Origin of the sequence: Actinokineospora bangkokensis, assembly GCF_001940455.1 — a bacterium.
GTDB lineage: Bacteria > Actinomycetota > Actinomycetes > Mycobacteriales > Pseudonocardiaceae > Actinokineospora > Actinokineospora bangkokensis.
Map to the genome: position 1 here is coordinate 223,654 of NZ_MKQR01000007.1, position 23,192 is coordinate 246,845.

The 23,192-nt window shown below is 74.3% G+C and carries 24 protein-coding genes; 19 read left to right on the top strand and 5 right to left on the bottom strand.

The window, feature by feature from the left end; translation table 11 throughout:
• Positions 1-222 precede the first annotated feature (222 nt).
• From BJP25_RS05320 to tesB, 6 genes are all read left to right on the top strand, one after another.
• A complete protein-coding gene (locus BJP25_RS05320) occupies positions 223-1,743 on the top strand; it encodes a glutamate synthase subunit beta (RefSeq protein WP_075973638.1) in 1,521 nt (506 codons plus the stop codon).
• Positions 1,744-1,798: 55 nt separating this feature from the next.
• The gene (locus BJP25_RS05325; protein ID WP_075973639.1) at positions 1,799-2,317 is read left to right on the top strand and encodes a DUF3558 family protein; all 519 of its coding nucleotides are present in this window, start codon (positions 1,799-1,801) and stop codon (positions 2,315-2,317) included.
• 18 nt (positions 2,318-2,335) lie between these two features.
• Positions 2,336-3,133 (top strand): aminotransferase class IV, encoded by a 798-nt coding sequence (locus BJP25_RS05330; RefSeq protein WP_075973640.1) that lies wholly within the window; start codon positions 2,336-2,338, stop codon positions 3,131-3,133.
• Entirely contained in the window at positions 3,130-3,798 is a 669-nt protein-coding gene (locus tag BJP25_RS05335; RefSeq protein WP_075973641.1) for a DUF2461 domain-containing protein, read from the top strand. The genes BJP25_RS05330 and BJP25_RS05335 overlap by 4 nt, the downstream gene beginning before the upstream one ends.
• Positions 3,799-3,934: 136 nt before the next feature.
• Entirely contained in the window at positions 3,935-5,359 is a 1,425-nt protein-coding gene (pyk, locus tag BJP25_RS05340) for a pyruvate kinase (RefSeq protein ID WP_075973642.1), read from the top strand.
• 199 nt (positions 5,360-5,558) lie between these two features.
• Complete coding sequence (tesB, locus tag BJP25_RS05345) at positions 5,559-6,494, top strand: acyl-CoA thioesterase II (protein WP_075973643.1); 936 nt, start codon at positions 5,559-5,561, stop codon at positions 6,492-6,494.
• A gap of 466 nt (positions 6,495-6,960) precedes the next feature.
• Here the strand turns inward: tesB and BJP25_RS05350 are convergent, their stop codons facing one another.
• Positions 6,961-7,284, bottom strand: a complete 324-nt coding sequence (locus BJP25_RS05350) for a hypothetical protein (RefSeq protein WP_075973644.1) — start codon at positions 7,282-7,284, stop codon at positions 6,961-6,963.
• A gap of 304 nt (positions 7,285-7,588) precedes the next feature.
• Between BJP25_RS05350 and BJP25_RS05355 the strand changes: the two genes are divergently transcribed.
• Both BJP25_RS05355 and BJP25_RS05360 read left to right on the top strand, forming a co-directional pair.
• The gene (locus BJP25_RS05355; RefSeq protein WP_075974094.1) at positions 7,589-8,449 is read left to right on the top strand and encodes a helix-turn-helix domain-containing protein; all 861 of its coding nucleotides are present in this window, start codon (positions 7,589-7,591) and stop codon (positions 8,447-8,449) included.
• A 16-nt stretch (positions 8,450-8,465) separates the two neighbouring features.
• Positions 8,466-8,672 carry a DUF397 domain-containing protein gene (locus BJP25_RS05360; RefSeq protein ID WP_075973645.1) on the top strand — a complete coding sequence of 69 codons (207 nt, stop codon included), beginning with the start codon at positions 8,466-8,468 and terminating at the stop codon, positions 8,670-8,672.
• Positions 8,673-8,839: 167 nt separating this feature from the next.
• On the opposite strand, the gene BJP25_RS05365 is transcribed toward BJP25_RS05360, so the two are convergent.
• On the bottom strand, positions 8,840-10,438 hold the full coding sequence (locus BJP25_RS05365; RefSeq protein WP_075973646.1) for a succinic semialdehyde dehydrogenase: 1,599 nt from the start codon (positions 10,436-10,438) through the stop codon (positions 8,840-8,842).
• Between the two features lie 67 nt (positions 10,439-10,505).
• Entirely contained in the window at positions 10,506-11,606 is a 1,101-nt protein-coding gene (locus BJP25_RS05370; RefSeq protein WP_075973647.1) for a GNAT family N-acetyltransferase, read from the bottom strand.
• A 127-nt stretch (positions 11,607-11,733) separates the two neighbouring features.
• Between BJP25_RS05370 and BJP25_RS05375 the strand changes: the two genes are divergently transcribed.
• The 7 genes from BJP25_RS05375 (at position 11,734) to BJP25_RS05405 (ending at position 16,977) form a co-directional block, all read left to right on the top strand.
• The gene (locus BJP25_RS05375) at positions 11,734-12,312 is read left to right on the top strand and encodes a pyridoxamine 5'-phosphate oxidase family protein (protein WP_075973648.1); all 579 of its coding nucleotides are present in this window, start codon (positions 11,734-11,736) and stop codon (positions 12,310-12,312) included.
• 110 nt (positions 12,313-12,422) lie between these two features.
• On the top strand, positions 12,423-12,716 hold the full coding sequence (locus tag BJP25_RS05380) for a hypothetical protein (RefSeq protein WP_075973649.1): 294 nt from the start codon (positions 12,423-12,425) through the stop codon (positions 12,714-12,716).
• Positions 12,713-13,636 (top strand): FAD:protein FMN transferase, encoded by a 924-nt coding sequence (locus BJP25_RS05385; protein WP_075973650.1) that lies wholly within the window; start codon positions 12,713-12,715, stop codon positions 13,634-13,636. Before BJP25_RS05380 ends, BJP25_RS05385 begins: the two co-directional genes overlap by 4 nt.
• A complete protein-coding gene (locus BJP25_RS05390; protein ID WP_075974095.1) occupies positions 13,636-14,172 on the top strand; it encodes a ferric reductase-like transmembrane domain-containing protein in 537 nt (178 codons plus the stop codon). The genes BJP25_RS05385 and BJP25_RS05390 overlap by 1 nt, the downstream gene beginning before the upstream one ends.
• Positions 14,169-15,278, top strand: coding sequence for an NADH-ubiquinone oxidoreductase-F iron-sulfur binding region domain-containing protein (locus BJP25_RS05395; RefSeq protein WP_143218886.1), 1,110 nt, complete (start codon positions 14,169-14,171; stop codon positions 15,276-15,278). The genes BJP25_RS05390 and BJP25_RS05395 overlap by 4 nt, the downstream gene beginning before the upstream one ends.
• The gene (locus BJP25_RS05400; protein ID WP_075973651.1) at positions 15,275-15,499 is read left to right on the top strand and encodes a ferredoxin; all 225 of its coding nucleotides are present in this window, start codon (positions 15,275-15,277) and stop codon (positions 15,497-15,499) included. Before BJP25_RS05395 ends, BJP25_RS05400 begins: the two co-directional genes overlap by 4 nt.
• A 230-nt stretch (positions 15,500-15,729) precedes the next feature.
• Positions 15,730-16,977, top strand: coding sequence for a lipase family protein (locus BJP25_RS05405; RefSeq protein WP_075973652.1), 1,248 nt, complete (start codon positions 15,730-15,732; stop codon positions 16,975-16,977).
• 63 nt (positions 16,978-17,040) lie between these two features.
• Here the strand turns inward: BJP25_RS05405 and BJP25_RS05410 are convergent, their stop codons facing one another.
• A complete protein-coding gene (locus tag BJP25_RS05410; protein WP_075973653.1) occupies positions 17,041-18,177 on the bottom strand; it encodes a hypothetical protein in 1,137 nt (378 codons plus the stop codon).
• A 253-nt stretch (positions 18,178-18,430) separates the two neighbouring features.
• Positions 18,431-19,036, bottom strand: coding sequence for a TetR/AcrR family transcriptional regulator (locus BJP25_RS05415; RefSeq protein WP_075973654.1), 606 nt, complete (start codon positions 19,034-19,036; stop codon positions 18,431-18,433).
• A 155-nt stretch (positions 19,037-19,191) separates the two neighbouring features.
• Between BJP25_RS05415 and BJP25_RS05420 the strand changes: the two genes are divergently transcribed.
• From BJP25_RS05420 to BJP25_RS05430, 4 genes are all read left to right on the top strand, one after another.
• Entirely contained in the window at positions 19,192-20,313 is a 1,122-nt protein-coding gene (locus BJP25_RS05420) for an acyl-CoA dehydrogenase family protein (RefSeq protein ID WP_198943376.1), read from the top strand.
• A 91-nt stretch (positions 20,314-20,404) separates the two neighbouring features.
• Positions 20,405-21,544 (top strand): CaiB/BaiF CoA transferase family protein, encoded by a 1,140-nt coding sequence (locus BJP25_RS05425; protein WP_075973656.1) that lies wholly within the window; start codon positions 20,405-20,407, stop codon positions 21,542-21,544.
• Between the two features lie 421 nt (positions 21,545-21,965).
• A complete protein-coding gene (locus BJP25_RS34510; RefSeq protein WP_198943348.1) occupies positions 21,966-22,127 on the top strand; it encodes a hypothetical protein in 162 nt (53 codons plus the stop codon).
• A gap of 335 nt (positions 22,128-22,462) precedes the next feature.
• On the top strand, positions 22,463-22,957 hold the full coding sequence (locus BJP25_RS05430; RefSeq protein ID WP_075973657.1) for a transcriptional regulator: 495 nt from the start codon (positions 22,463-22,465) through the stop codon (positions 22,955-22,957).
• Positions 22,958-23,192 lie beyond the last annotated feature (235 nt).

Here is a 23,192-nt window from a genome sequence, read left to right on the forward strand (position 1 = left end):
CCCGGCATCGTCCCCGGCTCGCGGGGGACGGGTTCGCCTTGCGTCGTTCTGCGGTTGAGCGGTATTTGATTTCTCCCGCCACCCGCCCCCTCGTCCCCGCCCGGCACCGTCCCCGGCTCGCGGGGGACGGGTTCGCCTTGCGTCGTTCTGCGGTTGAGCGGTGTTCGACCTCTCCCGCTGCCCGTCTGCTCGTCCCCGCCTGTCCCGCACCGGAGGTGTCCTGTGGCTGACCCGAACGGCTTCCTGAAGGTGCCCAGGGCCGACGCGGCCAAGCGGCCGGTGGACGAGCGGGTGGGGGACTGGGGCGAGGTCTACGCCGAGCTCGAACCCGCGGTGCGCGACGGGCAGGTGCGCGAGCAGGCGACCCGGTGCATGGACTGCGGCATCCCGTTCTGCCACAGCGGTACCGCGGGCTGCCCGCTGGGCAACCTCATCCCGGAGTGGAATGACCTGGTGCGCCGCGGCGACTGGTCGCTGGCGGCCGAGCGGCTGCACGCCACCAACAACTTCCCCGAGTTCACCGGGAAGCTGTGCCCGGCGCCGTGCGAGGCGGCGTGCGTGCTGTCGATCAGCCCCGACTCCGGCGGCCCGGTCACCATCAAGCGGGTCGAGAGCACCATCGCGGACGTGTCCTGGGAGCGCGGCTACGCCCAACCGGTCAGCCCCGGGGTGGCCACCGGCCGCACGGTCGCGGTCGTCGGCTCCGGGCCCGCGGGCCTGGCCGCGGCCCAGCAGCTGACCAGGGCGGGCCACGAGGTCACCGTCTACGAGCGCGACGACCGGCTGGGCGGGCTGCTGCGCTACGGCATCCCCGAGTTCAAGATGGAGAAGAAGGTCCTCGACCGCAGGCTGGCCCAGCTGCGCGCCGAGGGCACCCGGTTCGTCACCGGCTGCGAGGTCGGCGGCACCGGCCCGGGCAGCCTGTCGGTGGCGGACCTGCGCGCCCGCCACGACGCCGTGGTGCTCGCCGTGGGCGCCCTGCGCGGGCGCGACGCGCCGGAGGTGCCCGGCCGCGAGCTGCGCGGGGTGCACCTGGCGATGGAGCACCTGGTGCCCGCCAACCGCCAGTGCGAGGGCGACGAGCCCACCCCGGTCGACGCCGCGGGCAAGCACGTGCTGGTGATCGGCGGCGGCGACACCGGCGCCGACTGCTACGGCACCGCCGTGCGGCAGGGCGCCGCCTCCGTCACCCAGCTCGACCAGTACCCGCAGCCGCCGGAGGCCCGCGACAGCGGCCGCTCGCCGTGGCCGGTGTGGCCGGTGGTGCTGCGCACCTACCCCGCGCACGAGGAGGGCGGTGAGCGGCAGTTCGCCGTCGCCGTCGAGCGCTTCGTCGGTGACGAGGACGGCAACGTGCGCGCCGCCGTGCTGCGCGAGGTCACCGTCAGCCGCGACCCGCAGACCGGTGCCCGCCAGGTGGTGCCGGTCGACGAGCAGGGCCGCGAGGTGCCCGCCGACCTGGTGCTGCTGGCGATCGGGTTCGAGGGCGTCGAGCACATGCCCCTGCTCGGCGACCTCGGCTTGGAGCTGACCAGGCGCGGCACGCTGTCCTGCGGCCCCGACTGGCAGACCACCACCCCGGGCGTGTTCGTCTGCGGCGACGCCCACCGGGGCGCCTCCCTGGTGGTGTGGGCGATCGCGGAGGGGCGCTCGGTGGCGCACGCCGTGGACGCGCACCTGATGGGCCACTCGCAGCTGCCCTCGCCGGTGCACCCCACCGCGCTGCCGCTCGCCGCCGTCTGACCGGCAAGATCCGTTCCGACCTGCCGGGGGCGGGCTCGCGCGCCAGAATGTCGGCGTGCAGCCAGCCCCCGCGGTCGTCGCCGCCCTCCTGCTCCTGCTGTCCGCTTGCGGCTCCGCGCCGGACGACGCCCGCGCCACGGCGGCCCCGGCCGACCCCGCCGCCCCGTCGGTGTCGGCCCCGGCGCCCACCCAGCCCGGTCCGGTGCACGAGCTGACCGCGGCGCCCGACCCGTGCACGCTGCTCACCCCGGCGCAGCTCGCCCCCGTCCTGGGCACCACCCCCGCCGAGCCCACCCCGCAGACCGGGGACGGGCAGCGGGCGTGCGCCTGGGGCGACGGGGAGTTCCACGGCGTGCAGCTGTCGATGACCGAGGAGGGGCCCGCGCAGGGCCGGGCCGTCGACGTCGGCGGGCGGCCCGGGGTGGTCGAGCAGCAGGACGAGTACATGTGCCAGGTGCAGGTGCACACCGGCGGCCTGGCGGTGAGCACCAGGGCGATCGCCTCCGGCGGCGCGGAGCTGTGCCGACACGCCGCCACCGAGCTGGACGCCGCCTTGGACACCGCCGGGTGGTGACGTGAGAGAGTGGCGCCGATGAGCACGGAACTCTCCGCCACCCCCACCGCGGCGACGGGCGGCCTGCCGCTGGGCACCACCGGGTACGGCCACTACACGACCATGCGCGTCGAGGCGGGCCGCGTCCGCGGCCTGGCCCGCCACCTGGAGCGGCTGGACCGCGACTGCTGGGTCGTGTTCGGGCAGGGCCTGCCCGAGGACGACGTGCGCGCGGCCGTGCGCCGCGCCATCGAGGGCGCCACCGGCGCGGTGGCGGTGCGGGTCACCGTCGTCGCCGCGGACCTGGTGCCGCGCGCCCCGGAGGCCGCCGCCACCCCGCAGGTGCTGGTCGACGTCTCGCCGGTGCCCGAGCGCGCGGCCGGGCCGCTGCGCGTGCGCACCGCCGGCTACCAGCGCGACCTGCCGCAGGTGAAGCACGTCGGCACCTTCGGGCTGTTCTACCAGCGGCGGCTGGCGCGCCTGGCCGGGTTCGACGACGTGCTGTTCGAGAACCGCGACGGCCACATCAGCGAGGGCGCCACCTGGAACGTCGGCTTCGCCACCGCCGACGGGACCGTCGTGTGGCCGAGCGCGCCGGTGCTGCCCGGGGTGTCGATGGGGTTGGTCCAGAGCGGGATGTCGCGCGCGGGCCGGGCGTTCGAGGTGCGGCCGGTGCGCACTGAGGAGCTGGGGGACTTCGCGGCCGCCTTCGCCACCAACGCCCTCGAACCGGTGCGGATGATCGGTGCCGTGGACGAGGTCAGCTACGAGCCGGACGAGGACTTGGCGGCGGCGCTGCTGCGCTGGCACGACTCGACCGCCGCGGAGCGGGTGTGACCGCGGCGTTCACCGGGTTCGGGGAGTACGCCGTCGACTTCTACGACGGCCTGGTCGCCGACAACTCCAAGGCCTACTGGGACGCCCACCGGGCCACCTACGACAGCGACGTCCGGGCGCCGATGGAGGCCCTGCTGGCCGCGCTGGAGCCGGAGTTCGCCGACGGCGGCAAGCCCAAGGTGTTCCGCCCGTACCGCGACGTGCGCTTCGCCAAGGACAAGACGCCGTACAAGACCCACTGCGGTGGTGTCGTCGAGCACGGCAGGGGCGCCGGTGCCTACTACGCCGAGGTCGGCCCGGACGGGCTGCGCGTCGGCGGCGGCTGCTTCTACCTCCAGTCCGACCAGCTCGCCCGCTTCCGCACCGCGGTGGCCGAGGACATCCACGGCGAGCAGTTGCAGAAGCTGCTGACCACGCTGGAGGAGCAGGGCTGGCAGCTGCTGGGCGACAAGCTCAAGACCTCCCCGCGCGGGGTCGACAAGGACCACCCCCGCCTCGACCTGCTCAAGCACCGCAGCATCTACGCGGTCAAGGTGTGGGAGCCCGACGACGTGCTGCACGAGCCCGGCTGCCTGGACCGGGTGCGCACGGCGTGGCGGCAGCTGCGGCCGTTCAACGAGTGGGCCCGCGACCACGTCGGTGTGAGCGAGAAGCCGCGCCGCTGACCTGCGGCGCGACGACCGCGGGGGTGGGTCAGCCGGGGCAACGCGAGTGGAGCTCACTCGAACACCACCCTAATTTCTGCACCTACCGCCCGGTACATCGGGATCGGTCAAGCTGACCGGACTACGCTGTCCCGGTGTGAGCCGACGAGCGAAGATCGTGTGCACCATGGGCCCCGCCACCGCCACCCCCGAGCGGGTGCGCGAGCTGGTCGCGGCGGGCATGGACGTGGCGAGGATGAACTTCAGCCACGGCGCCCACAGCGACCACAAGCAGGTCTACGACCTGGTGCGGCAGGCCAGCGACGAGTCGGGTCGCGCGGTGGGCATCCTGGCGGACCTGCAGGGCCCCAAGATCCGGCTGGGCACCTTCGCGGGCGGCCCGGTGGAGTGGCGCACCGGTGACGTCGTGCGCATCACCGTCGAGGACGTCGCGGGCACCCACGACCGGGTCTCGACCACGTACAAGGGCCTGGCCGACGACGCCAAGGCGGGCGACCGGCTGCTGGTCGACGACGGCAAGGTGGGCCTGGTGGTCACCGCCGTCGAGGGCCCGGACGTGGTCTGCGAGGTCACCGAGGGTGGCCCGGTGTCGAACAACAAGGGCCTGTCGCTGCCCGGCATGAACGTCTCGGTGCCCGCGCTGTCGGACAAGGACATCGAGGACCTGGAGTTCGCCCTGCAGCTGGGCGTGGACTTCATCGCGCTGTCGTTCGTGCGCTCCCCGGCCGACATCGACCTGGTGCACCAGGTGATGGACCGCTCCGGCCGCGGCAGGCTGCCGGTGGTGGCCAAGCTGGAGAAGCCGGAGGCGGTGGACAACCTGGAGGCCATCGTGCTGGCCTTCGACGGGGTCATGGTCGCCCGCGGCGACCTGGGCGTCGAGCTGCCGCTGGAGCAGGTGCCGCTGGTGCAGAAGCGCGCGATCCAGATCGCGCGGGAGAACGCCAAGCCGGTCATCGTGGCCACCCAGATGCTCGACTCCATGATCAACAACTCCCGGCCGACCCGGGCCGAGGCCTCCGACGTGGCCAACGCGGTGCTCGACGGCGCCGACGCGCTGATGCTCTCCGGCGAGACCTCGGTGGGCCGCTACGCCATCGAGTCGGTGCAGACGATGAGCCGCATCATCGAGGCGGTCGAGACCGAGTCGCCCACCGTGCCGCCGCTGACCCACGTGCCGCGCACCAAGCGCGGGGTGCTGTCCTACGCCGCGCGCGACATCGGGGAGCGGCTCAACGCCAAGGCCCTGGTCGCCTTCACCCAGTCCGGCGACACCATCCGCAGGCTCGCCCGGCTGCACACCCACCTCCCGCTGCTGGCCTTCACCCCGGAGGCCGAGGTGCGCAGCCAGCTCGCGCTCACCTGGGGCACCGAGACGTTCCTGGTGGAGGAGGTCGACTCCACCGACCGGATGGTGCGCCTGGTCGACCACGCGATGCTCACCATCGGCCGCTACCAGCCGGGTGACCTCGTGGTGATCGTCGCGGGGTCGCCGCCCGGCACCGTCGGCTCCACCAACCTCATCCGCGTGCACCGGCTGGGTGAGGAGGACCACGCCTAGGGCGTGTTCCCGGCGGGACCGGCGGTGATCGCGCCGTGGGCGTGGTCTCGTTGCCCAGCGCGGTCCCGCCGTCGGTGTGATCTCGTTGTCGGTGTGATCTCGTCGTCTGCGGGATCTCGTTGTCGTACCGGGTCGCGGTGCGCGTGGCGGCCGGGCGTGGTGCCGGTCGGGTACGGTGCCGGGCGAGGAGAGGGTGAGGATGACCGAAGCCGCCAGGATCGCCGCCGGTTCCGAGGTCCCCGCCGACGCGCCGCGCGCGGCCGACGGGGTCCCGCACGGGCAGCCGGTGCTCGACCGGCTCGTCGCGCTGCTGGACCTGGAGCGGGTGGAGCAGGACATCTTCCGCGGCGTGAGCCCGAAGCACTCCCCGATCCGGGTGTTCGGCGGGCAGGTCGCCGGGCAGGCGCTGGTGGCCGCGGGCCGCACCGTCCCGGCCGAACGGTCGGTGCACTCGCTGCACGCCTACTTCATCCGCCCCGGCGACCCGAGCGTGCCGATCGTGTACCAGGTGGACCGGGTGCGCGACGGGCGCTCGTTCACCACCCGCCGGGTGCTGGCGATCCAGCACGGCAAGCCGATCTTCTCGCTGTCGGCGTCGTTCCAGCTGCCCGAGGAGGGCGCCGAGCACGCCGAGGGGATGCCGGACGTGCCCGGCCCGGAGGGCCTGCCGTCCCAGGCGGACCTGGTGACCGACGAGCTGCGCGCGACCTTCGCCAACGTCACCACCCGGCCCCGGCCCATCGACATCCGCTACGTCACCGAGCCCGCCTGGGTGTCCCGGGCGAACGGGCCGCGGGAGGCGCGCAACCAGGTGTGGATGCGCGCCGACGGGGTGCTGCCGGACGACCCGCTGCTGCACGTGTGCGTGCTCGCCTACGCCTCGGACATGACGCTGCTGGACGCGGTGCTGGCCCGGCACGCGGTCTACTGGGGCACCGACGACGTGCGCGGCGCGAGCCTGGACCACGCGATGTGGTTCCACCGCCCGTTCCGCGCCGACGAGTGGGTGCTCTACGACTGCGCCTCGCCCAGCGCGTCGAACGGGCGCGGGCTGGCCACCGGCCGGTTCTTCACCCGCGACGGCAGGCTCGTGGCCACCGTGGTCCAGGAGGGCCTGGTGCGCTTCCCCCGCTGAGGTCCGGGGGAGCGCCCACCGCCGCTGCCGGGTTGTCACCTGCGACGCGGTTCACGCATGTCGTTCAGCACGCGCTTAGCAGTTGGTGCGTGAAGAAAGTGATAAGTCGCACTCATTGGGACGCAGCCGCGTTCCCATTGGTCCGTCAGGGTGAAACCGGGGGAGGTTCACCCGGACGGTCCGGCCTCCGAAGCCCCACCGGGGAGCCGAGACGGTTCGTGTCCACTTGGGTGTGCGCGCCCGGCGCACGCCCCCGCGCGGCCCGTCCACCCGGGGCGCAACTTCCCGATCGGGAGTGCACGGTGCGCACGCCGCCCGCGGGCGGGGTGCGCGGCGGGACCGGCGCCGTCGGGGAGGCGCCGGTCCCGCCGCGGGGTCGCGGCCGGTCGCGGGGGTGGCCGTCGACCCCGGCCGGAGCGCGGGGGAGGGGTGGGTGACCGCGCGCTCCGGGGTCTGCCCCGGCGGGTCAGCTCGGCGGGAGCACGTGCTTGGCGTAGGCGCTGCCCGGGTCCTCGGCGCGCTCCTCCTCCAGCGCCAGCAGGCACAGGTGGGTGGTGAGCAGGGCCCGGCAGGGTGCGGGCGCGCGGGAGAACAGCCTGGTCCGGCAGGTGGGGCAGCGCCCGTCGGCGTCCGGGTGGTGCTCGGCGAGCAGCGCGCGCAGCGCCGAGACGACCCGGGGCAGCTCCAGCCGCGCGAGGTCGCGCAGGCCGCTGCCGGTGGCGGCGCGGGTGCTCAGCTCGGCGAGGTAGCCCCGCAGCGACGACTCCATCTGACCGAACGCCGTGCTCACCGCGCGCCTCCCGTGTCGTGTTGCCGCCAGGCCCTCAAGTGCCCGCGGCCACCGGCCGATGAACCCGACAGCGACCCGGGGAGGGGCGCGGACCGCGAGGTCTATGCAGCTTGCGGCCCGAAACCCGCAGAATGCAAGTTGCATTACACGAACGGGTGACAACCCCTCCGGTCACAGTTAGCCCCTAACACGCTCAACCCCCGGACTGGGGGAAGATCCCTTGTGCTCTCGGGCGATCAGTGCTGACACTGGCGAAACCACTGGCCGCGACGGGACGACTTCAGGGCAGGAAGGGGTGAGGATCGTGGTTCGTGGACACAGCCCGACGGTCCGCCGTCGCAGGCTCGCCAGCGAGCTCCGCAGGTTCCGCGAGGCGGCCGAGCTGACCATCGACGAGGTCGGCGAGAAGCTGGAGTGCTCCGCCTCGAAGATCAGCCGCATCGAGACCGGCACCGTGGGGGTCACCCCGCGCGACGTCCGGGACATGCTGGAGCTGTACGGCATCGACGAGGACCGGCGCGAGGCGCTGGTGCAGCTGGCCAGGGAAGCGCGGCAGAAGGGGTGGTGGCACGCCTACAACGAGGTGTTCACCGGCTCCTTCGTCGGCCTGGAGGCCGAAGCGTCCTCGCTGCACGCCCACCAGGCACTGCTGGTGCCCGGACTGCTGCAGACCGAGGACTACACCAGAGCCGTCATCCGGGCCATCCGCCCGGATGTCGAGGAGGCCGAGGTCGAGAAGCGGGTCGCGGGCAGGATCGAACGGCAACGCCTGCTCACCGACCCCAACCCACCCGAGTACTGGGTGGTGCTCGACGAGGCCGTGCTCCACCGCGTGACCGGCGGACCCGGGGTCATGCACGCGCAGCTGACCCGGCTCGTCGAGGCGTCGACCATGCCGCACGTGACGCTCCAGGTGGTCCCCTTCGGGGCCGGGGCGCACGCGGGCATGGAGGCTCCGTTCCTCATCCTGGGCTTCCCGGAGCAGGCGGACCCGGACGTCGTCTACGTCGAGAACTCCATGTCGGGCGTCTACTTGGAAGAGGCGTCCGACGTCCGCAGGTACACGCTGTTGTTCGACCACCTGCGCGCGGCGGCGTTGAAACCCGATGACACCGTCGACGTGGTCGCGCGGGCGGCCGAGCGGCTGTCCCGCTTGAACGGATGAACGAGAGGAGTGGGGCGTGACCGTTTCTGAGCTGGCAGGCGCCGAATGGCGCAAGAGCAGCCACAGCGGTGCCGGTAACGACTGCGTGGAGCTCGTCGTCAGCAGAAGCGGCGCAGCGGTGCGCGACTCGAAGAAACCCGAGTCCGGGCACCTGGCGTTCGCGGACGTCGAGTGGGCCGAGTTCCTCGGCGCGGTGAAGGGCGACCTGCTCTGCGACCGCTGAGGCGGTCCACCCGCCCGCAGGCCGGCTGATCGACAGCACCCGGTCGTCGCGGGCTGATCGACGGCGGGGCCACGGTCGTGGCCGTGGCCCCGCACCCGGGCACCACCCGCTCCACGAACCCCCCGAGGGCAGCGCCCCGCCCCCGGGGTGGTTCGCCCTGCCCGGGGTCAGCGCGGGAGGCGCTTGAGCGCCTTGAGGCCCGCGGTGAGCCCGGCCGTCCACGCGCGCGCGGGCACGCCCTTGTACGGGCGCAGCGGGATCACCCGCTGCGCGGCGATGGTCTGCGCCTCGGTGTACTTGAGCAGGCCCTCGGCGCCGTTGCGCCGCCCCACCCCGGACTCGCCCATGCCGCCCATCGGCGCGTCCACCGACGCGAACGCCGCGCCGAAGCCGTCGTTGACGTTGACCGTCCCGGCGTGGATGCGCGCGGCGACCCGCTCGCCCGCGCGGGTGTCGCGGGTCCACACGCTGGCGTTGAGCCCGTAGCGGGTGTCGTTGGCCCGCGCCACGGCCTCGTCGAGGTCGGTGTAGCCGTAGATGGACACGACCGGGCCGAAGGTCTCCTCCTTGTGCGGCAGCATGCCCTCGCGCACGTCGGTGAGGATGGTGGGCTCGTAGAACATCGGGCCGAGATCGGGGCGGGCCTTGCCGCCCGCGAGCACGGTGGCGCCCTTGTCCCTGGCGTCGTCGACGTGCTCGGAGATCGTCTTGAGCTGGTCGGTGGACGACAGCGAGCCCATGTCCACCCCGTACCCGAGCGAGGTGCCCAGCTTCATCGCCCTGGTGCGCCGGACGAACGCCTCGGTGAAGGTCTCCCGGATGCTCTCGTGGACGTAGATGCGCTCCACCGACACGCACAGCTGGCCCGCGGAGGAGAAGCACGCGGTGACCGCGCCCGCCGCGGTCTTGTCCACATCGGCGTCGGGCAGCACGATCATCGGGTTCTTGCCGCCCAGCTCCATCGAGTAGCTGGTCAGCCGCGCGGCGGCCTGGGCGGCCAGGCCCTTGCCGGTCTCGGTGGAACCGGTGAAGGCGATGTAGTCGCCCTCCTCCAGCAGCGCGTTGCCGATGCGCGAACCGCGGCCGAGAACCACCTGCCACACGCCCGCGGGCAGGCCCGCCTCCTCGGCGAGCTCCTGGATCCACAGCGCGGTCAGCGCGGTCTGGTTGTCCGGCTTCTGCACCAGCGCGTTGCCCGCCACGAGCGCGGGGATGGCGTCCAACCCGGTCAGCGCGAGCGGGTAGTTCCAGGGGGAGATCATCGACACGACGCCCTTGGGGTGGCGCACCTCGGTGGTCCTGGTCAGCACCGGCAGGGCGCCCGCCTTGCGCTGCGGGGCGAGCAGCTTGGCCGCCTTGCGCCCGTAGTAGGCCGCGGCCATGGCCACCACGGCGACCTCGTCGTAGGCGTCCAACCGGGACTTGCCGGTCTCCACCTGCATCAGGTCCAGCGCTTCGTCCTGGCGGGCGAGCAGCAGGTCGTGCAGCTTGAGGAACACCCGCGCCCGCGCGGCCACCGGCGTGGCCGCCCACCGCGCCTGCGCCTCGCGCGCGGTGGCGAAGGCGGCCCGCACGTCGGCGTCGTCGACCTGCGGCAGGGTGGTGATGGGCCGACCGGTGAACGGCGCCGCCATCTCCACCGAGGTGGGGTTCGCCCCCCGCACCGCCCGCGCGGTCAGCGCCGCGGCCCTGGCGGCCGAGGGTGCGCCGGGCACGCCCCCGATGGTGCCTGCGGACGCGGTGCTGCTGGACACGGCGGCGGACATGGACGCTCCCTCGGGTCGGCTGGAGAGCCCATGCTACTTCGCAGTAGGTATCCGCGACAGGGGTAACTTACTCCGAGTCAGGAACGCCGACGCCGACCGCGCCCGCGCCGACCCTGGCGGCCACCGACAGCGAGACCCGCACCATCCCGTCCTCGCGGCGCAGCGTCACCGGCAGCCCGGAGGCCACCGCGGCCCGCTCGAAGCCGACCTCCGAGGGCAGGCACCAGGCCACCACCCGCCGGTGCCCGGCGCCGCGGGCCACCGCGCCCAACCGGGCGATCATCGACGAACCCAGGCCGGTGCGCTGCCAGCTGTCCTCCACCAGCACCGAGATCTCGGCCTCGTCGGGGTCGTTGGTGCGGATCAGCTGCGCCATCGCCACCACCCGGGTGCCGCACACCGCCAGCAGCGTGGTGCCGCGCGGGGGCTGGAGCAGCCGGTGCAGCCAGCGCTTGGGCAGCGTGCGCAGCCCGGCGTGGTAGCGGGCGAACAGGGTCTTCGCCGAGCAGCGGGAGTGCAGGTCGGCCACCGCGTCGGCGTCCTCGGGGGTGCCGGTGCGCAGCACCACGCCCGCCCCGGCCGAGGTCAGCACGGCGGCGGGGGCGATCGCGGTCACCTCGCCCGCGGTCAGCACCTCCCCGAGCGCGGACACCCTGGCCAGTTCCACGTCGGTGAACGGCGCCCACCCGCGCCGGGCGATGAGCACCGCGCCGCCCACCCGGACCACCGCGCGGTGCCTGCCGTCGGGGTCGGGGGCGGCGTCGTCGACCCCCGGGTCGGCGACCTGGACCGCGTCGGCGCCCAGCAGCACCCGCACCGACTCGGCGGTGGCCGACGGGTCGCGCAGCGCGGCCGCGGCCGCCCGCAGCGCGGCGGTCGTCCTGTCCACCACCTCGCGCAGGTCGGCCCTGGTCAGCCCGACGCACTGGCCGCCCTCGGCGCGGATGTCGTCGAGCACGTCGTCGGCGGCGGTGCCCGCCGGGGTGGTCACGACGATCTCGTCGACGACGCCGCCGGGCACCGGCAGCACCGAGAGCCCCAGGACGTTGCAGTCGCGCGCGGCGAGCCGGGTGGTGGTCCTGGCGAGCGCGCCGGGGCTGTCCTCCAGCCGCACGCGCAGGCGCCACGTCGTGCTGGTGTTCACCGGGGTGTGGGCGGTGCTGTCCATGGGGCACAGCCAACCGCGGGGAGGTTGCCTGGGCTGTCCGTTCGTGTTTCGGCCTTGTGAGCATCCCCGCCCCCGGTGCACCCGGGCGGACCTAGGAAAGCGCTCGACCGCCGGGGACCATCGGGGGATGGGGAAGACCTTCGACGCGATCGACGGCAGGCTGCGCGAGCTGATCGAGCGCCAGCCGCTGTTCTTCGTGGCCACCGCGCCGCTGACCGGCGACGGCCACGTGAACCTCTCGCCCAAGGGCCGGTCCGGGTCGCTGCAGGTGCTCGACGAGCGCACCGTGGCGTACCTGGACTTCGGCGGCAGCGGCGCCGAGACCATCGCCCACCTGCGCGAGAACGGGCGGATCACGGTCATGTGGTGCGCCTTCGACGGCCCGCCCGCGATCGTGCGGGTGCACGGCCGCGGGTACCCGGTGTTCCGCGACGACCCGCGCTGGCCGGACCTGGTGGCGAGGTTCCCCGACGGGGACGCCCCCGCCATCCGCGCGGTCATCGTGGTCACCGCCGACCGGATCAGCGGCACGTGCGGGTTCGCCGTGCCGTTCATGGACTACCGGGAGGAGCGGACCCTGCACGCGGAGTACTTCGAGCGCAAGTCCGACGAGGAGTTCCGCGCCTACTGCGAGGCCAAGCCGAACGTGCCCACCAGCCTCGACGGCCTGCCCGCGCTCCCGGTGCCGGTGCCGCCGCGCCCGTGAGCCGACCGCGCCGCACGGCCGCCGCTCACCGGCGGCACACCCGGCTCACAGCGTAGTCAAAGATTCAACCGGCATCGTCGTCCCCGAGACCAGCGGAGAGGACGACAGCCATGGACCAGACCCGACGTGGCCGGGCGCACTGGCGGGACGCGGTGAGCGGCAGGGTCGCCGCCATCACCGCGGGGGTGGCGATCGGTGCCACCGCCTTGGCCGGGGTGCTCGGCGTGGCCCTGACCAGCACGGCCGCCGCCGACGAGAGCACGTCCACCAGCAGCACCTCCACCGACAGCACCTCGACCGGCAGCACGGGCTCGGACACCGGGTCCGACGGCGGGCTGTCGTCGTCGGACCAGGGCGTGTCCTCGGGGTCGGGCCACCCGCACGCCGGGTCCGGTGGCTCGTGAGCGCCCGGACCGACTTCCCGGTGTGGGGCAGCACCGCCACGCTCGTCGTGGCCGACCCCGCCCGGCTGCGCGCGGCCGCCGCCGTGCTGCGGGCCCAGTTGGCCGAGGTCGAGCAGGCGTGCAGCCGCTTCCGCCCCGACACCGAGATCTCCGTGCTGCACCAGCACCGCGGCCACGCCGTCGCGGTGAGCCCGCTGCTGGCCGAGGCCCTCGGCGTCGCGCTGCGGGCCGCCCGGCTCACCCGGGGCCTGGTCGACCCCACCGTGGGCACCGCCATGGTCGAGCAGGGCTACGACCGCGACTTCGCCGACCTGCCCGCCGACGACCCGCGCCCGGCCACCGCGAGCCGGGTCCCCGGCTACCACCGCGTGCACCTCGACGAGCGGGCCCGGCGGGTGCTGCTGCCGCGCGGCGTGCGGCTCGACCTGGGCGCCACGGCGAAGGCGTTCGCCGCCGACCGGGCCGCCGGGGCCATCGCGCTGCGCACCGGCACCGGCGTGCTCGTCGGCCTCGGCGGTGACATCGCCACCGCGGGCCCGGCGCCCGGGGGCGGCTGGCAGGTCGCCGTCGGCGACGACCACCGCACCGCCGAGCACGAGCCCGTGTCGCGCATCGGGCTCAGCGCCGGGGGCGTGGCCACCTCCAGCACCACCCAGCGCGCGTGGCGGCGGGCCGGGCACCCCGTGCACCACGTGATCGACCCGCGCACCGGGCGCAGCGCGGAGGTGGTGTGGCGCACCGCGGCCGTGCACGCCAAGTCCTGCGTGGACGCCAACACCGCCGCCACCGCCGCGATCGTGCTCGGCGCCGACGCCCCGGCGTGGCTGGCCGAGCGCAACCTGCCCGCGCTGCTGGTGGCCGCGGACGGCACACCCCGGCCGGTCGGCTCGTGGCCCGCGGCGGGGCAGGCGGTGGCGTGATGGTGCTCTGGTACATCAGCCGCGCCACCGGCCTGGTGTCGCTGGCCCTGTTCACCGCCACCCTGGTGCTGGGGCTGCTCACCGCGGGCAGGTTCGCGGCGGCGGGCCTGCCGCGCTTCGCCGTGCAGCGGCTGCACCGCAACCTGTCCCTGCTGAGCCTGGCGTTCCTCGTCGTGCACGTCGTGAGCGCCGTCTCCGACGGCTACGTCGAGATCGGCCTCGTCGACGCCGTCGTGCCGTTCGCCTCCGCGTACGACCCGTTCTGGCTCGGCCTCGGCGCGGTCGCGTTCGACCTGCTGCTGGCCGTGCTCATCACGAGCCTGCTGCGCACCCGCCTGCCGCTGGAGGTGTGGCGGGGCGTGCACCTGGCCTCCTACGCCTCCTGGCCCGTCGCGCTCGTGCACGGCTTCGCCATGGCCGGCGACGACACCGCCTGGGTGCTGGGCTTCGACGTGGTCTGCGTCGCCGCGGCCGCGGGCGCCCTGCTCTGGCGCACCACCCGCCTCCACCCCGACACCCCGGTGAGGACCCCGTGATCACCGCGACCCGGCGGCTGCTCGCCACCGCCACCCCCGACCTGGCCGCCCACGCCGCCGTGCACGGCCCGCTGCCCCGGCCCCGCCCGGACGACCTGCTCGCCGCCGTCGACGCCGCCGGGCTGCGCGGCCGCGGCGGTGGCGGGTTCCCCACCGGGCGCAAGCTGCGCGCCGTCGCCGCGGGCCGCAGGCCGGTCGTGGTGGCCAACGGCTGCGAGGGCGACCCGGCCAGCGCCAAGGACAAGGCGCTGCTCGCCACCGCGCCGCACCTGGTGCTCGACGGCGTGGAGCTGGCGGCGCACGCCGTCGGCGCCCGCGAGGCCATCCTCTGCGCGCACGACGGGACCGCCCTGCGCCAGGCCGTGGCGGCCCGCGCGCTGTCGATCGCGGTGTCCGTCGTGGACGTCCCCAGGCGGTACGTGGCCAGCGAGGAGACCTCGTTGGTCAACTTCCTCAACACCGGTGACGCGCGGCCGCTGGTGAAGCTCGTCCGCCCCGCCGAGCGCGGCGTCCGCGGCAGGCCGACGCTGGTGGACAACGTCGAGACGCTGGCGCAGCTGGCGCTGCTCGCCCGCACCGGCCCCGAGGCGTTCCGCCGCGACGAGACGCGCCTGTCCACCGTCCTCGGGGCCGCGGCGCACGGCGGGGTCTTCGAGGTGCCCGCCGCCGCGACCGTCGGCGACCTGCTGCGGATGGCCGGTGCCGATCCCGAGGGCCCCGTCCTCGCGGGTGGCCTCGGCGGCGAGTGGCTGGTGCGCGCGGGTCACCTGCGCGTGGCGGACGTGCCCGGGGTGAGCGCCTTCCGCGTGCTCGGCGGGTGCGGGGTGCGGGAGACCGCGCACGTCCTGGGCTACCTGGCCGGGGAGTCGGCCCGGCAGTGCGGGCCCTGCGCGTTCGGCCTGCCCGCCATCGCCGCCGACCTCGCCGCCCTGGCGGCAGGCGGTGCCCCCGCCGAGGTCGTCGCCCGGTTGCGGCGCAGGCTCGGCGTGATCCCCGGGCGCGGTGCCTGCGCCCACCCCGACGGCGCCGTGCGGCTCGCGGCGAGCGCGCTGCGGGTGTTCTCCGACGACATCGCCGCGCACGCGCACGGGAGGTGCCTGGCATGAGCGGGAGCGCGGTGGGCGGGGCGGTGGTGCTCCGCGTGGACCCGATCGGCTGCCGGGCGCACGGCCTGTGCGCGCAGGTGCTGCCGGAGCTGGTCGACCTCGACGAGTGGGGCTACCCGGTGGTCGGCGGCGAGCCGGTCCCGGCGGCGCTGCTCGCGCAGGCCAAGCGCGCGGCGGCGGCCTGCCCGGTGCTGGCGCTGCGGTTGTCCCGGCGGTCCTGACCGGAACGTCCGTTCCGGACGCCGGCCTCCGGTGGGCCGCGAAGCCCTTGGCGGAGCTGGGAAATCGGGAAACATGGGCGTTCCCAGGTCTTTTCGTGCGCATCGGGAGACGCGTCGCGGCGGCGCCGGTTGTCACGCCCCCACGAATTGCCCGGCGGCCATTGACCCGCGGACCGGGTGGTCGAGATGGTGAATTTGTCACCACCCGCACCACCTGACGGAGGTCAACGTTGACCCGGACGAAACGGCGCCTCGCGCTGTTCGCGGCTGCCGCGGTCGCGGTCACCGGCGCCGCGGTCGCGACCACCGGCGTGCTGCCCGCCACCGCGGGTGCCGCGCCGCTGGCCGCGGCGGCCACCGCCCCCACCCTGCCCGGCCCGCTGGACGACAGCTTCTACCTGCCGCCCTCCCCGCTCCCGGACGGCCAGCCCGGCGACGTCATCCGCTGGCGCCCGTCGCTGGCCCCGCTCAACGGCCTCAACGCGAACGCCTGGCAGGTCATGTACCTGTCCACCAACGCCCTCGGCGAGCGGGACGCGGTCACCGGCACCGTCTTCACGCCCAAGGGCGCGGACCCGGCCAAGACCCCGGTCGTCGGCTTCGCGGTGGGCACCCAGGGCCCGGCCTACAAGTGCACGCCGTCGAAGGCGCTGGAGCGCGGCACCCTCTACGACCAGCCCGCGATCAACGACAGCATCAGCTCCGGCTACGCGGTCGCGGTCACCGACTACGAGGGCTACCGCCCCGGCGAGGCCAACCGCCCGACCTACATGACCGGGCAGTCCATGGGCCCGGCCGTGATCGACTCGGTGCGCGCGGCCCAGCGCCTGCCGCAGACCGGGCTCAGGGCCGACGCCAAGGTGATCTTCCAGGGCTACTCCCAGGGCGGCGGCGGATCGCTGTGGGCGGCGGAGAAGCAGCCCACCTACGCCCCCGAGCTGAACCTCGTCGGCGTCGCGGCGGGTGGCGTGCCCGCTGACCTGACCGAGGTCGCCAAGGGCCTCGACGGGTACCTGGGCTTCGGCTTCCTCGCCTTCGCGGCGGTGGGCCTGGACTACGCCTACCCCGACCTCCAGCTGGACTCCTACCTCAACGAGACCGGCAAGAAGGAGATCGCCGACGCCAAGGCCAACGCCTGCGTCATCGAGCTGCTCACCAACTACCCGTTCAAGAGGATCAGCGACTACACCACCAGCAACCCGCTCCAGGACCCGAAGTGGCAGGCGCGGCTGGCGCAGAACAAGCTGGGCCAGACCCCGCCGCGGGTGCCGGTGTTCCAGTACCACGCGCTGACCGACGAGATCGTGAACACCCCGCAGGCCGAGGCGCTGCGCAAGACGTACTGCTCGGCCGGGGTCGAGGTGCAGTGGAACACCTACATCTCCGACCACCTCACCGGGATCCTGGCGGGCAACGGCGACGCCCACAAGTGGATCGTCGACCGCTTCGCGGACAAGCAGGCCCCCAGCAACTGCTGACCGTCCACACATGACAGTGCCCCCGGCGGGAACTCCCGCCGGGGGCACTGCGCGTTCACTGGTCTATTCCTTGCTGCTGCTGGTGTCCACGGCCGCCTTCTCGATGTGGTCCTTGTCCGTGGCGTCCTTCTCCGCGGTGTCCTGTTCCGCAGTGGCTTTTTCCGCGGTGTCCTTCTCCGACGGGGCGGCCTCGGGGGCCGCCACCGCGACGTCTTCCCCAGCGTCCACCGCAGCGCGCTCTTCCGACGGCTTCTCCGCGTCGTCAGCCGGGGCGTCCGGCTTGAGCGCGCTGACCTCGGTCGTCTTGTCGTCGGGGTTCTCGTCGAGGGTGGTGGCGGGCATGTCCGCCCGATCGATCTCCGGGTGCTGCCCGGCGGCCGCGGCCCCGCCGACGACCTGCGTCGTCTCCCCGTCGTCCCCGGCCGCCTCCGCCTTGGCGGGAGGAGGACCCCAGGCGGGCCCCTGCTGCTGGAACCCCGCGGGCGCGTAGCCCTGGTGGGGAGCAGGCGCTCCGGGCTGCTGCGCCACCACCTGGGTGGGCCCGGCCTGCGCCCGCGGGATCGCCACCGTCGCCCCGGTGTTCGGCGCGCCCGCCTGCGGCCGGTGCTGCGCCGCCCCCGGGTGCTGGAACTGCGGTGCGCGCTGCACGGGGAACCCCATCGACGGGGTCAGCGGCTCGGCGGGCGCAGCCTTGGGCTCCTTGCGGATGAGCGCGGGGACCACCGCCAGCACCCCGACCCCGGCCCCGACCAGCAGCAGCACCAGCCCCGGCCCGGTGCCGACCGTGATCTCCACCTGCTCGGACTGCTCGGGCCGTGCCCGCAGGACCTGGTCCACGACGTCGGAGAGCAGCAGCAGGGTGAAACCGGCGATGCCCGCCAGCGCCCCCGCCCCGAGGGCGCCCGCCACCCGCACGGTCGTCAGCAGCGCCCGCGCGGGCCGGAGGGCGGCCACCAACCCGACCAGCGCCGCGATCGCGAGGAACCCCGCGGCCGCGACGACGAGCCACCCCGTCCCGGCAGGCACCGGCGCGCCCACCACCCGCTCATCGTTCGCCACCTCCCAGAGGTTCTGCTCCAGCGTGCTCGTGGCGCCGTCCGCGCGGACCTCGAACCGGTAGAACTGCTGGAAGCTGCCCACCACCGCGAGCACGGCGGCGGCGGTGAACCCCAGGACGGCGATCAGCCCGGAGGTCCACACCCCCCGCGACGGCGCTCGGCCGCTGGGCGGCGGGGGTCCGTAGGGACCGGGGGAGTGGGGGGCAGGGGGGACCCGACCGGGTCCGGACGCGTGAGGCGCAGACACCCGCGAATCTTCGCAGCACCGGGGCCGCGGGTGTGGGACCCCGCACTATTCGCGAACGCGAACGTCACGATCGGCGCCCCCGCCCCTCTACCCCTGTGCAGCGGCCGACCCGAGCGAGGGCCGGGTCGGCCGCTGCACGGCACGCCGGTCACCGGGCGAGCCGGGCGAGCACCTGGCCCTTCCACTCGTCGAGCAGGCGGGCGCGCCGCTCGGCCCCGCCGCCCATCATCGCGTCGAGCGCGAGCCCGCGGACGAGGTTCACGCTCAGCAGCATCAGCGTCTCCACCTCGGCCTCGGGCAGCTCCGCCCCCGCGGCCTCGCGGTAGAGCTCCAGCGTCGCGTGCCCCAGCGCCCGGTCGACCGGGCGCAGCACCGCGCGCAGCTCCGGGTCCGTGCGCGCGGCCACCCACAGCTCCACCGCCGCGGTCGACAGCGTCCCGGAGTAGGCCTCCCAGAGCAGGTCGATCCCGCGGGCGACCCGCGACGGCCCCGGCGGCAGGGAGGCGGCCATGGTGCGCATCTCGCCGATGAGCCGCGCGAACAGGTGCTCCAGCGCGGCGGTCATCAGCTCGGCCTTGGTGGTGAAGTGGTGCTGCTGCGCGCCGCGCGACACCCCGGCCCGCGCGGAGATCTCCTGCACGGTGGTGCGCGCGTAGCCGAGTTCGACCAGGGCGGAGATGGTGGCGTCGAGCAGGGCCTCGCGGGTCTGCTCCCGGCGTTCCCGCTGCGTGCGGTGGGTGCGGGCGGTGGTCACGGGCCTCGGTCCTCCCTGGTCGGGTCACCACTTTACGGGCCGGGCGGATCGTGTGTACCTTCACGGGTGAACTTACATGCACGCCTGATTGTTTCTTGCGCGGCTGACAACCGCCGGACTGGAGAGGCCCCGCCGTGACCGAGCGCGCACCCTGGATGGACGAGGACCTGGACGCCTTCCGGGACCTGGCCCGCACCTTCTGCGAGAAGGAGCTCAGCCCCAACGTCGAGCGGTGGATCGAGCAGAAGCAGGTCGACCGCGAGCTGTGGCGCAAGGCGGGCGAGGTCGGCCTGCTGTGCCTGTCCATCCCCGAGGAGTACGGCGGCGGTGGCGGCACCTTCGCCCACGAGACCGTGCTGCTGGAGGAGCAGGCCCGCTCCGGCGACAGCGGCTGGGGTGTGTCGCTGCACAACGGCATCGTCGCCCACTACGTGCTGGCCTACGGCACCGAGGAGCAGAAGCACGCCTGGCTGCCCAAGCTCGCCTCCGGCGAGTGGGTCGGCGCCATCGCGATGACCGAGCCGGGCACCGGCTCGGACCTGCAGAACGTCAAGACCAAGGCGATCCGGGACGGCGACACCTACGTCGTCAACGGCGCCAAGACCTTCATCACCAACGGCGGCCAGGCCGACTTCGTCATCGTCGTCGCCAAGACCGACCCCGCCGACCGGGCCAAGGGCATCTCGCTCATCGGCGTGGAGACCTCCCGGGAGGGCTTCCGCCGCGGCCGGGTGCTGGACAAGATCGGCCTCAAGGCCCAGGACACCGCCGAGCTGTTCTTCGACGACGTGCGGGTGCCGGTGGCGAACCTGCTGGGCACCGAGGAGGGGCAGGGCTTCGTCCAGCTCATGCAGCAGCTGCCCCAGGAGCGCCTCATCATCGGCGTGTCCGCGGTGGTGTGCCTGGAGGAGGCGCTGCGCGAGACGCTGCGCTACACCAAGGAGCGGCAGGCCTTCGGGCGCCCGGTGTTCGGGTTCCAGAACACCAAGTTCACCCTCGCCGAGGTGGCGACCGAGGCCAAGGTGTGCCGGGTGTTCCTCGACCACTGCATCGAGAAGCACCTCGTCGGCCAGCTCGACATCCCGACGGTGGCGATGCTCAAGTACTACACCAGCGACCGCGCGATGAAGGCCGTCGACGAGTGCCTCCAGCTGCACGGCGGCTACGGCTACATGAACGAGTACCCGATCGCGCGGATGTACACCGACCTGCGGGTGCAGCGGATCTACGGTGGCACGAACGAGATCATGAAGGAGATCATCTCCCGTTCGCTGTGACACCCCCGGCCCCCGCCCGCCCCGGCGGGGGCCGCCCCGGCGGGCGGGGGAGCAGCCCGCGCCGCACACCCGCACACCAGCTGGAGGAACGATGGCAGGACCGCTCACCGGGATCAGGGTCGTCGAGCTGGCGGGGCTGGCGCCCGCGCCGTTCGCCTGCACGGTGCTCGCCGACCTGGGCGCGGAGGTCGTCCGGGTGGACCGGGCCGCGCCGGGGGCCGACGTCCTGTCCTTCCCCGACGACCCGCTGACCCGCGGCCGCCGGTGGATCGGGGTGGACGTCAAGGACCCCGAGGGCCTGGACCTGGTGCTGCGCCTGGTCGACGACGCCGACGTGCTGGTGGAGGGCTTCCGCCCGGGGGTGGCCGAGCGGATGGGCCTGGGCCCGGACGCGCTGCTGGCCCGCAACCCCCGGCTGGTCTACGGGCGCATCACCGGCTGGGGCCAGGACGGCCCGCTGGCCCCGACCGCCGGGCACGACATCAACTACATCGCCATCGCGGGCGCGCTCGACCCGATCGGGCCCGCGGGCGGCAAGCCGGTGCCCCCGGTGAACCTGCTGGCCGACTTCGGCGGCGGCGGCCTGGTGCTGGCGATGGGGGTGCTGGCCGCGCTGGTGGAGCGGCAGACCTCCGGCCGCGGCCAGGTCGTCGACACCTCCATGGTCGAGGGCGCCGCGCTGCTCACCACCCACCTGCACGGGCTGCGCGGCATCGGCGCCTGGCCGCACCCGCGCGGGGAGAACATGCTCGACGGCGGCGCGCCCTTCTACGACACCTACGAGACCGCCGACGGCAAGCACGTGGCCGTGGGCGCGATCGAGAACCGGTTCTGGGGGGCGCTGCTGGGGGTGCTGGGCTGGGACCCGGCGACCACGCCCGCGCACGTCGACCCCGCCAACTGGCCGCGGCTGCGCGCGATGCTCACTGAGACCCTCAAGACCCGCACGAGGGACGAGTGGGCCAAGCTCGCGGAGGGCACCGACGCCTGCTTGAGCCCGGTGCTCACGCTGGAGGAGGCCACCGCGCACCCGCACAACGTCGCCCGCGGGTCGTTCGTCGAGGTCGGCGGGCGGGTGCAGCCCGCGCCCGCGCCCAAGTTCAGCCGGTCGGCGGCAGGCGTGCCGACGCCGCCGAGCCAGCCGCGGGCGGACACCGCCGAGGTGCTGGCCGGGCTGGGGGTCGCGGACGACGACCTCGCGCGGCTGCGCGGGAGGGGTGTCATCGCCTAGCGCGTGAGCTGGGGCACGGGTGGCTGTGAGGACGCTTGTGGCGCCCTCACAGCCTCGTGTGCTCTCGCGCGCCTGCTGGGCGCGCGGGGGCCGGCTCCAGGAGCCAGCAGCCGAGGAGATCCTGCCCCGGTCCTCCCCATTCTTATCGGTCGCGGACAAGCCGTGGTGTCGGACCCGGGACAGTTGCGCAGAAGTGCCACCTCCCGTGGGATCGGCTAGCGCTCGTTCACCGGCGCCCGCGCGGCGCGGCGGGTGCGCGCCCGCCCCGCCGGTACGGTGATCATCGGGTGACCGCGGCGGCGCCCGGCGGACCGCGCCGGGGGCCGCCCCGCGTGCGGAAAACGGCCCCCGCCACCACCCCGGTGGTGGACGATGGAGGGGGCGCGGGCCCCGGCCCGCGCGGGAGTGGACGGAGTTGCCGATGGACGTCAAGAAGGCCGCGATCCTCATCGGGGTCGCCCTGGTGCTGTTCTACGTGATCACCCAGCCGACGCAGGCCGCGGGCATGGTCGGCAGCATTATCGACTGGCTCCGCAGCGGTGCCGAGGCGATCATCACCTTCCTGAAGAACCTGTTCGCGTGACCGGTCGGCGGCGGGCCCACCGGCCCGCCGCCGCCACCGGCGACCCCGCGTTCCCCGCGCCGACCGGTGCTACCGCCCGGTACTACCGGCGGGTAGTCCGTCCAGGCGGGTGGTGGTTCCCCCACGGGCAGCCCTCGGGGCACCGGCGGCGCCGAATCCGGTCACCGTCGGTGATGGGAGCAGGTCGGGAGAAGATCCAAACTGGACCGTCCGGGTGGATTCAGCGGCCATCCGACCCAATCCGGGAAACAGGGCGGTCCGGGGTCTGGCGAACTGTCGGTCCGTGGCCCTACGGTTTCAGCCATCGAGTGATCATGAGACCTCCAGGAGGCAGAATGCTCGACGATCCCGGGGTCGACGCCCTGGTCCGGCAGTGGACCGCCGAGCGCGCCCAGGACGCGGAGGCCGTGGAGGCCAGCCGCATCGCCTCGCAGTGGTTGGCCGACGCCCCGGTGCCCGCCGCGGCCCCCGGCATCCCCGGCCAGCGCGCGCGGGCGGGCGCCCACTCCTGGGCGTCGGTCGAGGCCGCCGACCCGGCCTACATCGCCGCCATGCGCGTGCGCCTGCCGGAGGTGCCGCACGAGCTGCTGGCCGCCGCCGCGGGCTGGTGGCAGATGGTGGGCGGGGTGGCCGAGGCCGAGGAGTGGTGGGACGCGGGCATGAGCCCGCTGGACCAGCGCGCCCTGGACTACCGCGCGGCGGGCCTGGCCCCGTCCGACCTGTCCCGCAGGCTGGGACCGCTCACGGTGCTGGAGCACCTGCGCCGCGGCAGCGCCCCGGCCTGGTGCGTGGCGCGCCTGCAGCGCCAGCGCCGCGACGGCGCCGCCTGACCCGCGACCCGACCTGCGCGGGCCCGCCCCGCGCGGCGCGGTCCCGCCCCGCCCGCCCGCCACACCGGACGGTCCCGGCCCCGCACCGACCCGCCGGGTGGTCGACCGCCCACGGCACCCGCCGGTGCCGTGTGGACGTTTCACCATCCGGAACGGTGTCACCCGGACGTGACAGCGCCCCCCGCGTATCGGCAGGGTGGGCCCGTCGTTGATGCTGGGTGTCCCCGACGCGCCG